At 66.5% G+C, this 14,345-nt stretch carries 12 protein-coding genes; 6 read left to right on the forward strand and 6 right to left on the reverse strand.

What is annotated here, in order from left to right:
- Positions 1 to 10: 10 nt before the first annotated feature.
- The 6 genes from MQH31_RS02875 to MQH31_RS02900 all read right to left on the reverse strand — a co-directional run bounded on the left by MQH31_RS02875 (position 11) and on the right by MQH31_RS02900 (position 7,009).
- On the reverse strand, positions 11 to 694 hold the full coding sequence (locus MQH31_RS02875; RefSeq protein ID WP_243010841.1) for an IclR family transcriptional regulator: 684 nt from the start codon (positions 692 to 694) through the stop codon (positions 11 to 13).
- Positions 695 to 793: 99 nt separating this feature from the next.
- Entirely contained in the window at positions 794 to 1,993 is a 1,200-nt protein-coding gene (locus MQH31_RS02880) for an MFS transporter (protein ID WP_134535398.1), read from the reverse strand.
- Positions 1,984 to 3,288, reverse strand: a complete 1,305-nt coding sequence (locus MQH31_RS02885) for an aminotransferase class III-fold pyridoxal phosphate-dependent enzyme (RefSeq protein ID WP_243010842.1) — start codon at positions 3,286 to 3,288, stop codon at positions 1,984 to 1,986. Before MQH31_RS02885 ends, MQH31_RS02880 begins: the two co-directional genes overlap by 10 nt.
- A gap of 6 nt (positions 3,289 to 3,294) precedes the next feature.
- Entirely contained in the window at positions 3,295 to 4,068 is a 774-nt protein-coding gene (locus tag MQH31_RS02890) for a hypothetical protein (protein ID WP_243010843.1), read from the reverse strand.
- Positions 4,058 to 4,750 (reverse strand): TetR/AcrR family transcriptional regulator, encoded by a 693-nt coding sequence (locus MQH31_RS02895; RefSeq protein ID WP_243010844.1) that lies wholly within the window; start codon positions 4,748 to 4,750, stop codon positions 4,058 to 4,060. Before MQH31_RS02895 ends, MQH31_RS02890 begins: the two co-directional genes overlap by 11 nt.
- Positions 4,751 to 4,969: 219 nt before the next feature.
- The gene (locus MQH31_RS02900; RefSeq protein WP_243010845.1) at positions 4,970 to 7,009 is read right to left on the reverse strand and encodes a beta-galactosidase; all 2,040 of its coding nucleotides are present in this window, start codon (positions 7,007 to 7,009) and stop codon (positions 4,970 to 4,972) included.
- 193 nt (positions 7,010 to 7,202) lie between these two features.
- Between MQH31_RS02900 and MQH31_RS02905 the strand changes: the two genes are divergently transcribed.
- The 6 genes from MQH31_RS02905 (at position 7,203) to MQH31_RS02930 (ending at position 14,327) form a co-directional block, all read left to right on the forward strand.
- Positions 7,203 to 8,507, forward strand: coding sequence for an ABC transporter substrate-binding protein (locus MQH31_RS02905; RefSeq protein ID WP_243010846.1), 1,305 nt, complete (start codon positions 7,203 to 7,205; stop codon positions 8,505 to 8,507).
- An 85-nt stretch (positions 8,508 to 8,592) separates the two neighbouring features.
- A complete protein-coding gene (locus MQH31_RS02910) occupies positions 8,593 to 9,567 on the forward strand; it encodes a carbohydrate ABC transporter permease (protein ID WP_372488096.1) in 975 nt (324 codons plus the stop codon).
- A 63-nt stretch (positions 9,568 to 9,630) separates the two neighbouring features.
- Positions 9,631 to 10,461 (forward strand): carbohydrate ABC transporter permease, encoded by an 831-nt coding sequence (locus tag MQH31_RS02915; protein WP_241976343.1) that lies wholly within the window; start codon positions 9,631 to 9,633, stop codon positions 10,459 to 10,461.
- A 19-nt stretch (positions 10,462 to 10,480) separates the two neighbouring features.
- On the forward strand, positions 10,481 to 11,497 hold the full coding sequence (locus MQH31_RS02920) for a LacI family DNA-binding transcriptional regulator (protein ID WP_134535403.1): 1,017 nt from the start codon (positions 10,481 to 10,483) through the stop codon (positions 11,495 to 11,497).
- A 103-nt stretch (positions 11,498 to 11,600) separates the two neighbouring features.
- Complete coding sequence (locus tag MQH31_RS02925) at positions 11,601 to 13,649, forward strand: putative bifunctional diguanylate cyclase/phosphodiesterase (protein WP_243010847.1); 2,049 nt, start codon at positions 11,601 to 11,603, stop codon at positions 13,647 to 13,649.
- Between the two features lie 45 nt (positions 13,650 to 13,694).
- Positions 13,695 to 14,327 carry a hypothetical protein gene (locus MQH31_RS02930; RefSeq protein WP_243010848.1) on the forward strand — a complete coding sequence of 211 codons (633 nt, stop codon included), beginning with the start codon at positions 13,695 to 13,697 and terminating at the stop codon, positions 14,325 to 14,327.
- The last annotated feature ends 18 nt before the right edge of the window (positions 14,328 to 14,345 follow it).

The following is a 14,345-nucleotide window of genomic DNA, read 5'->3' on the forward strand; positions in this document are numbered from 1 at the left end:
GCTGGCGGGATCAGGTCTCATCCGGCAGCGGGTCGGAACCCAGCCGCTCGGAGATCTCGCCGGCGACCCGGACGAGGAGGGCGCCGATGCGATCCAGTTCCGGATCGGTGACGCGGTAGTTCGGGATGACGACCGAGAGCGTGGCCACGATCGTGCCGACGGAGTGGACCGGAACCGCGATGGCCGTCGAGTCGTGATCCGCTCCGCTCCTCACGACAGCGAACCCCTGTGCGCCGACCCGGCCGGCGAATGCCGTGCCCGCCGCCGTCGTCGAGCGGGGAATGACCCGGCCGACCCAGTTGGCCAGCTGGACCGGATGGCTTCCTTGCACGCCGGCCGCGTACAGCATGCTGTCCGAGGTCGACGGAAGCGCGAGGTAGGCGTTTTCGCTGGTGAGTTCGACGATCTCGTGCAGCTTCGGTTCCGCGACGGAGACAATGGTCTCGCGGGACAGTGCCTGGGCGCCGAGGCGGATGGTGATGCTCCCCGGACGGTAGTCGCCGTTGTCATCGCGGGACACGAACCCGGTGGTCTCGAGGGTGCGCAACAGCCGGAGGGCAGTCGAGATCGACAGGTCGCTACCGTGGGCGGCCTCGGTCAGGGAGACGGCACCGTGTTCGCACACGTAGGCGAGCAGGCCGAGCGCGCGCTCGACGGTCCTGGTACCCGTGGATTCCGGAGCGTCCGCGCTCATGTCAGCACCTTTCGAGAGAGTCCGCTCAGACTAGTCCGAACAGATTTCCATCTAGTGACAACATGATTTCATTTTTTATGGTTCCGGGCAAGACCCGGATCAGCCGGGCTGGGTCGCCTCGAGGGGCTCGAGGGGGATGCCTTTCGGCTTCCGGAGGACCCGGGTGGCGGGCAGGACCAGGACGAGGATGACGAGCGGGATGAGGAAGGCGAGGCCGAAACCGGTCTGGTCCGCGACCACGCCGACGATGACGGTGCCGAGAATGGCGCCGGCATAGTTGAAGAGGTTCACCCGCGCGATGATTTCGTCGCTGCGAGACGGGAGCACGTCGCCGGCGGCCCCGAAGGAGAGCGGGACGAGCGCTCCCGCGATCACGCCGGTGAGGGCGAAGCCGATGATCGCGCCTGCCGTGGTCGGGACGAGGGCGATCACGACGAATCCGATTCCACCGAAGGCGATGGCCGAGGTCGCGATCACCGTGCGGGCGGTGCGGCGGGCGAGGTAGTCCACGCCGAGCCGTGAGATCAGCACGACGATCTGGTACGCGGCATAGCCGAGCGGCGCAGCCCACGCCGCCGTGTGCAGGGTGCCGCTGAGATAGACGCTGCTCCAGGTGCTCACCGCGGAGTCGGCGACGAAGGCGGCCAGGATGAGCGCCCCGATCACGAAGACGGGCCAGCGCGGAATGCGGGTGGCATCCCGGGCGTGGCCGGGGGTGCGGGCCGCGTGACCGGTGTCGAGAAGTCGCCAGCCGGCGACGATGACCAGCACGTCCGCGACGCCGACGATCGTGAGGACCGCTCCGGCGCCGGCCGGGGTTTCCACGAGCGCGACCATCAGGAACGCCCCCACGATCGCGGCGAGCGTGTACGCGGCGAAGAAGCGCCCGAGCAGGGGTCGGGGCCTGCCCCTCTGGACGAGGACGCCCTGCATCGCGGTCGAGGCATCCACGGCCCCCAGCCCGACACCGAAGAGGAGCACGGCCCCCACATAGATCGGGGCCGGCTGTGCGGTCGCCATCAGGAAGAACCCGACGGCCTGGGCGGCGAGGCCGCTCAGCAGTGCAGCCTTGCTGTTGCGGCGGATGGCGATCGCGTCGGCGAGAACGGAACCGCCCGCCGCGGCGAGGGACACGCCGAGGAGGAGCAACGCCACCATGGTGGCGTCGAGCGACTGTCGTGCCTGGATGGCGGGGAGGGACGTCACGATCACGGCGTACCCGAGTCCCTGAACGGCATAGGTCGAACCGACCGAGATCAGCTCCGCCCGCGGGGCGGGGTGATGCGGGCTCAGCTCCACAGCGGATGCCGCTTCCGGACGATGGAGAAGGCCTGGCTGGCAATGTCGATCGTCATGTCCACATCCGTTTCGGTCAGGGCGGCGTTGATGAAGTGATTATGGTGCGACGTGATGAATACCCCGCGCTGCACGCATTCGGCGACCCATTCCTGATGGAGCATCAGTGAGTCGTCGTCGGCGAGACGGAGGTAGAACAGGGCTGGTTCCCCCGAGGATACAAGCGTGAAGGCCTCGTTGCGAGCGGCAGTTTTGAGGCCTGTAGTCAACCGGGTGCCGAGCCTGGCGAACTGGGCGGGCGCGTCGATGCGGTGCAGCTTCGTGATCGTCGCGATCGCGGCCGCGAACGGCACCGCGCTCAGCCAATAGCTGCCCGTGTATGTGATGCTGCTGACGGCGTCCTTCAGGAAGTCGCGGCCGCAGAGCGCCGACACGTTGTAGCCGTTCGCGAGGGCCTTGCAGAAGCAGATCAGGTCGGCGCTGAAGCCGTAGTAGTGGTCGGAACCGGCCAGGTCGAGACGGAAGCCGGCCCGGACGTCGTCGACGATGAGCACGACGCCATGCTCGTCGCAGAGTCGGCGAACGGCCTGCCAGTACCCCTCGGCCGGCAACTCGTTGTCCACGAAGTTCCCGTGCATGTACGGCTGGGCGATGAGGCCGGCGATCTGGCCGGCATGCTGCTCGAGGGTCCGGCGCAAGGCCTCGATGTCGTTGAACGGAATGGTCAGGTTGTTGGCGACCTCCTCTTCGAGTACCCCGGGGTAGTCGAGCTTCTGCGACCAGGGCGCGACCCCGTGGTAGTAGCCCTTCACGAAGACGATCTTCTTGCGGCGCGTCGCGGCGCGCGCGGTCATGATCGCGAGGGTGGTGGTGTCGCCGCCGTTCTTGGCGAAAAAGGCCCAGTCGGCGCTCGCGACCGTCTCGACGAGGAGCTCGGCGAGGTCGACCATGATCGTCGACGGGATCGAGACGACGTCCTCGAGCTCGGCCTGCTTGCGGGCGGCGGCGTGCACCTCGGCGTCGCCGTAGCCGAGCACGTTGGGGCCGTAGCCGCACATGTAGTCGATGTACTCGTTGCCGTCGACGTCCCAGAACCGGGTTCCCTCCGCGCGGGAGGAGAAGAGCGGGAAGGAGGCCTGCGGGATGTAGCAGCCTTCCGAGGGGCCCTGGTGGCCGTAGATCCCCGATGGGATCACCTTCGTGGCCCGCGCGAAGGCGGCACGGCTGAGCGGGTACTCGTACGGCGTGATGGGTGTGAGGGGCCCGATGGGCTTGACGGGGGCGAGGGCTTCGGTCATGGCGGGTTACTTTCCGAGGTAGGAGCTGACGCGGTCGAGGATTCGGCTGGTGTTGTCGACGAGCGGGATCATCCCGCGCATCGCCATGCGGCCGTCGCTCATGCAGGCGAGGGCGCTGTAGCGGCCGGTGAGCACCCCGCCCGCGACATCGAGGTCGGCGAAGGTGAGCGCGGCACGCGGCGGGCCGACGGGTTCTCCGTTGAGGCGGATGCTGCTGCCACGGACCGCAAGCCGGTAGCGGAGGCCGTCCCCGACCTCGATGTCCACGTCACCGTCGGGCATCTGCGCGACGCTGAATCGGCCGCTCCGATCAAGGGTGCCGATGATCGTGATCGCCGTCGCAGCGACGTGGAGCGTCAGCAGGGCGTTGATCTCGGTGAAGTCTGCATCGGTGAGGCGGTCGGGGGACGGCTGCAGGTACGTGCCGAGAAGGTTGCTGAGCGGCGTGAACACCCGGAGCAGGAAGCGCAGTCCGGCCGGTCCGGCGGCGGGGATCGGTCCGGCCGTTCCGTCGACGACGGCGTTGAGGTGTGCGGCCGAGCGGAAGAGCAGCAAGGCGCGGGCTGCGCCGGGTGTGCGCCCGGGAGTGATCCCGTCCCGCGCGAAGGTGAGGACCATGCTGAGCCCGTCTGGTCCGCGGAAGCTCACCGCGACCGGGCGCGACAGCCCGGCGAGGAGTGCCTGGGCGTCAGGGGCGAGCTCGGCCAGCCTCGGCAGCGAGCCGAGCACGGCGTGCAGGTTGACCTGGGCGCGCACGCGGGGGTCGGTGTCAGTGAGCACAGGGATCCTGTTCGTAGTCGGTACCGGTGTGATGGAGGTCGAGTTCGAAGTCGAATCCGTCGGAGTGGCCAGGTGAAGCCGAGGCCTCCGCGGATGCGTGGACCGCGAGCGACGCGGCAGCGAAATGTGCAAGGGCCCTGGCGGCTTCGGTATCGCGGTCCGCGAGCCAGGTCGTCGTCAGCCCGTCGACGATCGCGACGAGGTAACGCGCGAGCTGTGCGACGTTCACCGTCCAGGATCGCCTGGTGAGTTCGGAGACCCGGCGCAGCGACTCGTCCGCCGACCGGTAGTAGACGTCGTACTGGGTGCGTGTTCCTCCGGCGGCCCCGGTCCGCGAGGCGTACAGCGCGAGTTCTGCGAGGGCGAGTTCGCGGAGCGGGTCGGCCACGAGCCAGTCGATGTATGCGTCGAGGCCGGCGCGCAGCACGGCTTCGACGCTGCGGTCCCCATCGGCGCCGACGCTCGTGAACACGAGGAACTTCTGTTCCTCGGTATTGGTATCGATCACGGCCGCGAGCAGTTCGTCCCGGGAGCCGAAGATGTAGTGGAAGGAACCGAGCGGCATCCCGGCCTCGGCGACGATGGCGCGGGTCGTCGCGGCCGTGACTCCGTCGCGGGCGATGACGCGGGTCGCCGCGGCGATGAGTTCGTCCCGGCGCTGCTCGGGTGGGATGCGTCTCATTCGCGGGCACCCGACGTGGGCCGGGCTGTGACGCCCGTGACGGCGAGACGTCCGGGTTTCGTCGGCGGTGACAACGGCACGTGTGCTCCCGGGGGCAAAGTTGGACGGTTGACCAACTAGGCAAGATTCACACGCTGACCGGGGAGGCACAATGCCTGGCCTCGACGTTTTACACACCGGTAATGTGGCGAAACATGCTCGCCACGGGCCTTCGGCAGATCAGGCCGTTTCGGTCGGGACGCTATGCACGACGCGGGTCAGCCCCGCGGGCACGGTGACCGTGTCCGAGATCGTCTCGCCGGTGATGAGCTCGGTGCCGGTTGCCGGGTGGGTCGTGTCGGCGTTCGTGTGATTGATGACGAACGTGAAGTCACCCCGATCACTTGTGCGGGTCACCACTTCGATTCCGGGCATCGGCTCGGTGCTCATTCCGATGGAGGTCAGGACCTCGCCGAGAAGCGAATCGAGATCATGGCCGATCAGGCGCGTGGATACATACCAGGCTGAGCCCGAACCGAAGGAATTCCGGGTGATCGCGGGTCCCACGGCGGCGGGCCCATCGAGGTAGCGGGAGAGCACCTCGGCCGTCGACACGCGGATATCGTCGGTCCAGCCGGAGCCGGACCTTTCGTCGCTCAGGTCAACCGATTCGTTTTCGCGCAGGGGACGGAATTCGTGGATGGCGAGGCCGAGCACGTCGCGCAGAGCGCCGGGAGCGGCCCCCGGATACACGGCGTCCTGTTCGTCGACGATCCCCGAGAAATAGGACACGACGAGGGTGCCTCCGCCGCGCACATAGTCGGTGAGGTTGGCAGCGGCAGCGGGACCGACCAGGTAGAGGCTCGGGGCCAGCACCAGGTCGTACCCGTGCAGGTCTGTGGCCGGGTGCGCGAAGTCGACGGTGACACCCCGGTTCCACAGGGCCGAGTAGAACGCCTCGATACGCTCGCGGTGGTCGAGCTCGACGCTCGGTCGCCACTCGAGGTCCTGGGCCCAGAAGGATTCCACGTCCCAGAGGATGGCCACCCGGGCGCGCACCCGGCTCGCCCGGACGGACGCGAGTCTGGCCAGGGTGGCTCCGAGCTCAACGACGTCGCGCCAAGCCCGGGTGTCGGTGCCGGCGTGGGGCAACATGGCGGAGTGGAACTTCTCCGCACCGTAACGGGAGGCCCGGAACTGGAAGAAGAGGATCCCGTCTGCCCCGCGGGCGAGATGGGACAGCGAGTTTCGTGCGAGCTCCCCGGCCGTCTTGGCGATGTTGCGCGGTTGCCAGTTGACCGCTCCCGTGGAATGTTCCATCAGGATCCACGGTGCGCCCCCGGCGAACGACCGGGTGAGGTCGGCGTCCATTGCCAGCAGGATGTGGTTGTCGGGTCGTTCGGCGACGAGGTAGTGGTCGTTGGAGACGATGTCGACCTCGCGGCTCCACTTCCAGTAGTCCGCCGACAGGCAGTTGGTGGCCATGAAGTTGGTGGTCACCGGGATGTCCGGGGTGAACTGGCGGATCGTGTCGCGTTCGGCGATGAAGCATTCGAGAAGAGCGTCCGAGGAAAAACGCTTGAAATCGAGGCGCTGGGTCTGGTTCGTCACGGACGCGGAGAGACGGGGCGCGTCGATCTCGTCCCATTCCCCGTAGCGCTGGCCCCAGAACGTTGTTCCCCAGGCCTCGTTGAGGCCCGAGAGAGTGCCATAGCGTTTCTGCAGCCAGATCCGAAAGGCCGCGACGGAGTAGTCGTCGTAGGACTCGCTGATCGGGGCGCCGTATTCGTTGTGGACATGCCAGAGCACGAGCGCGGGATGGTCGGCATACCGACGGGCGAGTTGCTCGGTGATGTTGGCGGCGGCTCGGCGGTATTCGGGCGAGCTGGGGCTGACGATGCCGCGCGAGCCGCCGGACAGCTGAACGCCCTCACGGTTCACCGGGCGGGCGGCAGGATATTTCTTCCAAAACCAGGCCGGGGGAGCCGCTGTCGGCGTGGCGAGGTCGATGTCGATGCCCGCATCGTGCAGCAGATTAAACAAGTCGTCGAGCCACGCAAAATCGTATTCGCCCTCGCGGGGCTCCACAAGCACCCAGGAAAAAATTCCGATGCTGACCAGATTGATGCCGGCCTCGTTCATCAGGGCGATGTCTTCCAACCACACCTCGCGCGGCCACTGCTCCGGGTTATAGTCGCCGCCGTAACGCAGGCCGGTTGCGCCGCGCGGCCAGCGGTCCGACCGGACAAGGGCAGCGGGGGAGAGAGGCTCGAATGGCATGGGTGTTTGGCTCCTTTGACTGTGTGCGCTCCCAGTTCTATCACAGGAATTGAATCAAAAACCGACCATAAACCGCTATTTGACAAGACGCACGTTAGTGTGAGCTACTAGAACCGCTCACAGCCGAGGTCGACAGTCGTTCACCGGGTCGGGGCGAACCCATCACAGCACCAGCTTTCTTCAAGGAGGACGAATGCGCACTTCATTCCGTGTCGGAGCAGTGGCCATGGCCGCTGCCGCCGCTTTGCTCATGTCCGGCTGTTCCAGCCCGGCGGCCGGAGGCGACACGAGCGCTCCGGTCTCGCTGTCGTATTGGGCGTGGGCGCCCAACCTCGACAAGGTTGTCGACATCTGGAACAAGGCGCACCCGGAAATTCAGGTCACCGTGCAGAAGCAGGACGGCGGCGACCCCGCGATCACCAAGCTGCTCACCGCTATCAAGGCAGGCAGCGGCGCACCGGACCTGATCCAGGCCGAATACCAGAAGATCCCCACCCTTGTGGCCGCAGACGCACTCGCTGATATCTCCGGCACCGTCGGCTCAGACGTCAAGAGCGCGTTCACGGATGGAGTCTGGAACTCGGTCACTCTCGGCGGAGATGCTCTTTACGCGCTCCCGCAGGACACCGGCCCGATGATGTTCTACTACCGTGCAGACGTCTTCGAGAAGCTCGGCCTCACGGTCCCGACCACCTGGGATGAGTACGCGGCTGACGCCCGTGCGATCCATGCAGCCAACCCGGCTGATTATCTGGGGACCTTCTCCTCCAGCGACGCGGGTTGGTTCACCGGAATGGCGCAGCAGGCCGGCGCCTCCTGGTGGGGCATTGACGGAGACGCGTGGAGCGTGAACGTCGACAAGACGCCGACCCAGAAGGTAGCGGCCTACTGGGGCGGCCTCGTCGAAGAGGGTGTGATCGACAACAAGCCGATGTACACCCCGGCCTGGAACGCAGGTCTGAACACCGGCACGCAGGTGGGCTGGCTGAGCGCAGTCTGGGCCCCCGGCGTGCTCGCTGGCAATGCAGCAGACACCGCCGGCCTCTGGAAGGCCGCACCGATGCCGCAGTGGGACGCCTCGGCTCCCGCGACCGGTAACTGGGGCGGATCGTCCACCGGCGTGACGACCCAGTCGACGCATACCAAGGAAGCCGTCAAGTTCGCCACCTGGCTGAACACCGATCCCGCCGCAGTTGCCGCCCTGGTCAGTACCGCCAACATCTACCCGGCCGATGCGGCCGCAGCACAGTCCGCCCTGACCACGGCGCCCGCCTTCTTCAGCAACCAGCCCGACTTCTACAAGGTTGCTGCCGATGTCGCGAAAACGGTCTCGCCGTTCACGTACGGGCCCAACGTCAATGTGGCATACAGCGCCTACAACGACGAGTTCGCCAAGGCGGCCGACGCAAAGACGAAGAGCGCCTTCCTGGCCGCGGTCACCAACATGCAGAAGATCACCACGGACGACCTGACCAAGAGCGGGTTCACCGTCAAATAGCACCTCCTTGGGGACGACCCGCCCGATACCAGTACCTGGACGGGTCGTCCCCCCTCATTTATTCCCTTCCGATTGAGGACCACTTGTGACTGCCACTGTGACCGAGGCGCCGACGCCTCGAACGCGAACCGATACCCCGTCGAGTGCGCGAACGGGAAACTTCCGTTCCCGAGTACTCATCCCGTACCTCATGCTCGCGCCCGGGATCGTTCTCTTCCTCGCGTTCATGGCGGCGCCGATCGTCTACACGCTGTTTCTCAGCCTGCAGAAGAAACAGGTCAAGGGTCTCGGCCTCGGTTCCGGCGGTCGCACGACGGCTTTCGCCGGCCTGGAGAACTACATCGGGTCTCTCACCAACGCTGACTTCGGCGCGAGCGTCGGCCGGGTGCTGCTCTACGGTCTCGTCCTGATCCCACTGATGCTCGGCCTTGCGCTTCTTTTCGCGTTGCTGCTCGATTCGCGACGCACCAGAGCGGCGGGATTCTCCCGCACCGCCATCTTCCTGCCATTCGCCGTGCCGGCCGTGATCAGCTCACTTCTCTGGGGCTTCCTTTACCTGCCGGCAGTGAGCCCGTTCTACTGGGTCTTCGATCGTCTCGGCTGGGACGTCGCCGGAGTCCTGGACTCGTCAACGGTGCTGTTCGCGATCGCGAACATCGCGCTCTGGGGCGGCGTCGGTTTCAACATGATCGTGATGTACACCTCCCTCAAGGCCGTCCCGACGGACATCTACGAGGCGGCCAAGCTCGATGGCTGCACGGAGGTGCAGGTGGCCTGGCGGATCAAGATCCCCATCATTGCTCCTTCCATCGTGATGACCGCCCTCTTCTCCATGGTCGCCACCCTCCAGGTGTTCGCGGAACCGACGACCCTGCGGCCACTCACGAACAGCCTGTCCACGAGCTGGTCGCCGCTCATGCTCGTGTATCGGGACGCGTTCACCCGCGACGACATCTACTCGGCGGCCGCGACCTCGATCATCATCGCCGTCGTCACCTTTGCTTTCTCATTCCTGTTCCTGCGAGTCGTGCAGAAACGCGCGTTCGGCCAGGAGGACTAGACCGTGACTACCTTCAGCATTCCCCGAACCAGGCCCCGCAGGGCTCGCGGATCAGTCGACTCGATCCGGGTCAAACCGAGTTTCGTCTCGACCGGCATCCTGCTCATCGGCGCCATCTATTGCCTCTTTCCGGTGTTTTGGGTCGTCATGGCCGCAAGCAAGAACAGCTCTGAACTGTTCTCTACGTTCACGCTGATGCCGAGCACCCACCTGTGGGACAACATCGTCGAACTGACCCAGTACCGGGGCGGACTGTACTGGCGCTGGGTGCTCAACACGGCGCTTTATGCCGGGATTGGGGCACTCGCCTCCACCTGGATCTCCGCCATCTCCGGGTATGTCCTCGCGAAGTTCGAGTTCCCGGGCAAGAAGGCGGTCTTCTCCGTCCTGCTGATGGGTGTGCTCGTTCCGGGCGTCATCCTGGCGATCCCGCAGTACTTCCTGTTCGCCTCCGTGGGGATGACGAACACCTTCTGGTCCGTGCTGCTGCCCCAGATCATCAGTCCGTACGGCATCTACCTGGCGCGGATCTATGCTGCCGCCTCTGTGCCGACCGACGTCATCGAGGCCGCACGCACCGAAGGCGCAGGCGAACTGCGCATCTTCAACCGGATCGCGTTGCCGATGATGGCTCCTGGCCTCGTGACCATCTTCCTGTTCCAGTTCGTGGCGGTGTGGAACAATTTCATGCTGCCGTACATCATGCTCGGCAATGACGCACTGTACCCGGTCACGGTCGGATTGAGCGGCCTGCTGAACCAGGGTGCGACCGCCCCGGCGATGTACACACTCGTAATCACCGGCGCGCTGCTGTCGATCATCCCGCTGGTGATCCTGTTCCTCGTACTGCAGCGCTACTGGAAGGTCGACCTGGCCGCCGGGGCGGTCAAGTAGCCGCGGGTAGGCTTTGTCCGTGACCCCGCCCAGCGCCAAACGCCGACCCACGATCGATGATGTCGCCGCGGAAGCCGGCGTCTCCCGAGGCACCGTCTCGAGGGTACTCAACGGCGGCCATTGGGTGAGTCCGGATTCCCTGCAGAGCGTGAATTCGGCCATCAAGAAGACCGGATACCGGGTCAACCCTCACGCCAGGAGCCTCGCGACGAGTCGGGCGAACTCCGTCGCGTTCCTGCTCACGGAGGACCAGGAGCGGCTCTTCGAAGACCCGAACTTCGCCGTGCTGATGAGGGGAGCCTCCAAGGCGCTCTCCCGGCACGACATCTCCCTGGTACTGCTGATGGCCGGAAGCGAGGACGAGCAGCGTCGGGCGACCGAGTTCGTCACGGCCGGTCACGTCGACGGTGTCCTCCTGGTTTCCTCGCACAGCAGCAGGCACGGGCTGATCTCGGACATCGTGGCCGCGGGCATCCCGGCGATCGCCTGCGGGGTGCCGCTCGGGTTCGAACGCAAGCTAGGTTACGTTGCCGCCGATGATTATGACGGGGCCCGGGAGATGGTGAAATACCTGCGTGGGACCGGACGCGCCCGGTTGGCCACGATCACCGGTCCGGGAGACACGTCCGGCGGAATGAAACGGTATCAGGCCTACGTCGACGAGCTCGGCGATGACTTCGACGAAACGCTGGTCGCGCATGGAGACTACAGCCGAGCGAGCGGCGCTGAGGCAATGACCGAGCTGCTGGACCGGCGCCCGGACCTGGACGCGGTCTTCGTGGCGAACGACATGATGGCGGCCGGCGCCATCGACGCCCTGGTAGGTTTCGGCCGGAGGGTTCCGGAGGATGTCGCCGTCGCCGGATTCGACGACGCGCCCGTCGCTCTCACGACCGTGCCGCCACTCACCACGATGCACCAGCCATTCGACCGGATCAGCGAAGAAATGGTGCGGCTCCTTCTCGAAGTGATCAAGGGGGAGCGGACCGCCGCGATCGTCGTGCCCACCGATCTGATTGTGCGGGGATCGGCGTAATACCGACGCGGCATCCGCGGCGCTCTTCCCGGTCTAGAGTGAGAGCGCGTCCGTCCGTTTCTAGGGTCTGACGGCGCTTGCGCTCGGGGGACGTATGAATCGCATGGCCAGTCCGATCTTTCCGAACCGATCCGAACCGGTCGAGAGCAACGGGGTGCCCGGCGCAGGCGCTGAGCTGCTCGCCCGGGCCTTCGCTGCGACATCCACGGTCTCCCTGATCACCGACGTGGCGCAGAACATCCTGCACGTCAGCGCAGCTTTCACCGCGATCACCGGGTACAGCGAGCAGGAGATCCTTGGGACCAACTGCCGGCTTCTGCAGGGACCGGGGTCCAGCGCCGACGTCCGGGGTTCGATCCGGCGCGCACTCGAGGCCGGTGAAGGGTTCGACGGCGACATTCTCAACTATCGCAAGGATGGCTCGCCGTTCTGGAACGGCCTGAGCATCGTGCCGCTCCGGGATCCCGACGGTGTGATCACGCACTATGTCAGCGTGCAGCGCGATATCAATACCCGGATCACCCTTCAGGAGGAGCTGGACTTCCAGGCCGTCCACGACGCCGTCACCGGGCTGCCGAATCGGTTCGGCTTCGAGTCGTACCTGCAGCGTCGATCAACGGGTGCCGCACCGACCGGCCACGCCGACCGTGCCGGTCTCGGACTCATCGTCCTGGACCATTTCCGAGGGGTCCGGCATTCGTTCGGATTCTCCGGAGCCGATGATGTGCTCGCGGAATTCGCCCGCCGGCTGAAGGGCCGGCTCCGAGAGGGCGACTACCTCGCGAGCTTCAGCGGCGACCAGTTCGTCGTCGTCCTCGAGGGACTGTGCGACGACGCATCGCCTGAGCTTGCCGCCCGGCTCCAGCGCTTGCACGAAGCCGTCGAGACCCCGTTCCCGATCGACGGCGAGTCTGTGATGCTCGGGATGACGATGGGGATCACGCCGTTTCCCGCCCGGAGTTCCGGGCCGCACGTTCTCCGGCTGGCGAGCCAGGCGCTGCCCGAACCGGGCTCGGATTCGTCGAGCCCGGACGCGTGGTGGCGGCTCGCTCCCACGGGACCGATTGTCGAGTGGGACGCGACGATGGCCGCGAAGGATTTCCGCCGCGGCGAGAGATCCCGCGAGCTCCGGGACCGCCTGTTCGCCGGGGGCCTGTCGATGTACATGCAGCCGATCATCGACCTGAAGAGCGGGACCCTGCGTCGCGTCGAGGCCCTCGCCCGGCTGACCCTCGCCAACGGCGCCGTCGTGCCGCCGGACAGGTTCGTGCCGCAGCTCAGTGGCAACGACCTCGACGAGCTCTTCCGGATCGGTCTCAATGAGGCCCTCGGCTGGGTCGCCGCGTGGGAGCAGGACGGACTGGCCCTCGATGTCTCGGTGAACCTGGCCCCGTCGACCCTGGTGCACCCCCGGTGCACCCGATGGGTCGCGAAGGCACTGCGTCGGCACGGTCTGGCCCCGAACCGGCTGAGCCTCGAACTGCTCGAGACGCAGGAGCTGGATGCGGCTGCCTCGCGCTCGGTGCTCGAGGAGCTCACCGGCCTCGGAGTCGGGCTCGCCCTCGATGACCTCGGCTCCGGGCACAGCAGTCTGAAGCGGCTCGCCCAGCTGCCGTTCGACACGATCAAGATCGACCGCGGGCTGCTCGCCGGCGTCGAGACGAAACCGGTCGAAACGCTCAGCCTCATTGCGACACTGTCCCAGATGGGTCGGGACATGGGTGCGGCCGTCGTTCTGGAGGGGATCGAGAATGCCGACCTCGCCGAGGCGGCATCCGTGCTGGGAGCCTCGCTCGGTCAGGGCTACTACTTCGCACGCCCGATGCCGGCAGCGGACGTGCCGTCCTGGGCGGCAGGTTTCGGGCTGCGCCCGGACCGGGCCGACCGGCTGCATACGGAGCTCGGCGCGCTCGCGTTTCACTGGCAGTTCACCCGCTGGGGATCCCCGCATCCCTTCGCCGTTGATGTCTGCCCCCTGACGGAGTTCATCGCCGACCGCGGCATCGCCGGTAGCGCATCGAAGCTGTGGCATGACCTCCAACACGGTTTGGACGGTGGTCACGATCAGGCCAGCCTCCTCCTGCTGGACTGGCTGGTCGACCTGAGTCTGGGCCAGATGGGCCAGAGGGGCGGGCTCAGGGCTGGCGCATAGATTCACTGGCTAACGTCGTGGGGTACCCCGTCGACGGACCGTCGGATGAAGCTCGCGAAGGGAGCCGTCGTGCCCCAGCTCACAGAGCGGCCGGACGGCAGACGAACGCGCGGGATCACGATCATGGGTCTCGCCGTGGCACTCTGTGCCGTTCTCGGTTTCGCCGGCTGGAACCTCGTGGGCCTGGGGATCGGCGCCGTCCCCGGAACCGCCGTCGTCTGTCCGACGGTCGACCCGGTCGTCGTGGGGACGATCACGGTGCCTGCAGGTCCGGTCGCCGGCTACTGCCAGGACCGCCTGGTCAATGCCGCACACATCATGAATGCCGGGCGGGATCTCGGGATCGGGACCCATACCCAGACCGTCGGCGTGATGACCGCCCTGGGCGAGTCGGGCCTGCGGGTCCTCGACTACGGCGACGCGGCAGGCGCAGACAGCCGTGGGCTGTTCCAGCAGCGCGATAACGGCGCGTGGGGGACACTGGCCGACCGGATGGACCCCTACGTCTCTGCGCAGAACTTCTTCACCAAGCTGACGAAGATCGACGGGTGGAAGGAGATGGAGCCGACACTGCTCGCCCACGCTGTGCAGGTCAACGCCGATCCAGGACACTACGCGGCATACTGGGCGCGGGCGGAGGACATCGTCGCGGCCCTCACCGCCCCCACGGCCCCGTGATGCGCGGGGCGTGGGGCC

The organism is Cryobacterium zhongshanensis (assembly GCF_022760445.1).
GTDB lineage: Bacteria > Actinomycetota > Actinomycetes > Actinomycetales > Microbacteriaceae > Cryobacterium > Cryobacterium algoricola.

Coding starts and splice junctions, on each gene's coding strand:
- MQH31_RS02875 (WP_243010841.1), bottom strand. CDS start 694: ATGAGCGCGGACGCTCCGGAATCCACGGGTACCAGGACCGTCGAGCGC.
- MQH31_RS02885 (WP_243010842.1), bottom strand. CDS start 3,288: ATGACCGAAGCCCTCGCCCCCGTCAAGCCCATCGGGCCCCTCACACCC.
- MQH31_RS02895 (WP_243010844.1), bottom strand. CDS start 4,750: ATGAGACGCATCCCACCCGAGCAGCGCCGGGACGAACTCATCGCCGCG.
- MQH31_RS02900 (WP_243010845.1), bottom strand. CDS start 7,009: ATGCCATTCGAGCCTCTCTCCCCCGCTGCCCTTGTCCGGTCGGACCGC.
- MQH31_RS02905 (WP_243010846.1), top strand. CDS start 7,203: ATGCGCACTTCATTCCGTGTCGGAGCAGTGGCCATGGCCGCTGCCGCC.
- MQH31_RS02925 (WP_243010847.1), top strand. CDS start 11,601: ATGGCCAGTCCGATCTTTCCGAACCGATCCGAACCGGTCGAGAGCAAC.
- MQH31_RS02930 (WP_243010848.1), top strand. CDS start 13,695: ATGAAGCTCGCGAAGGGAGCCGTCGTGCCCCAGCTCACAGAGCGGCCG.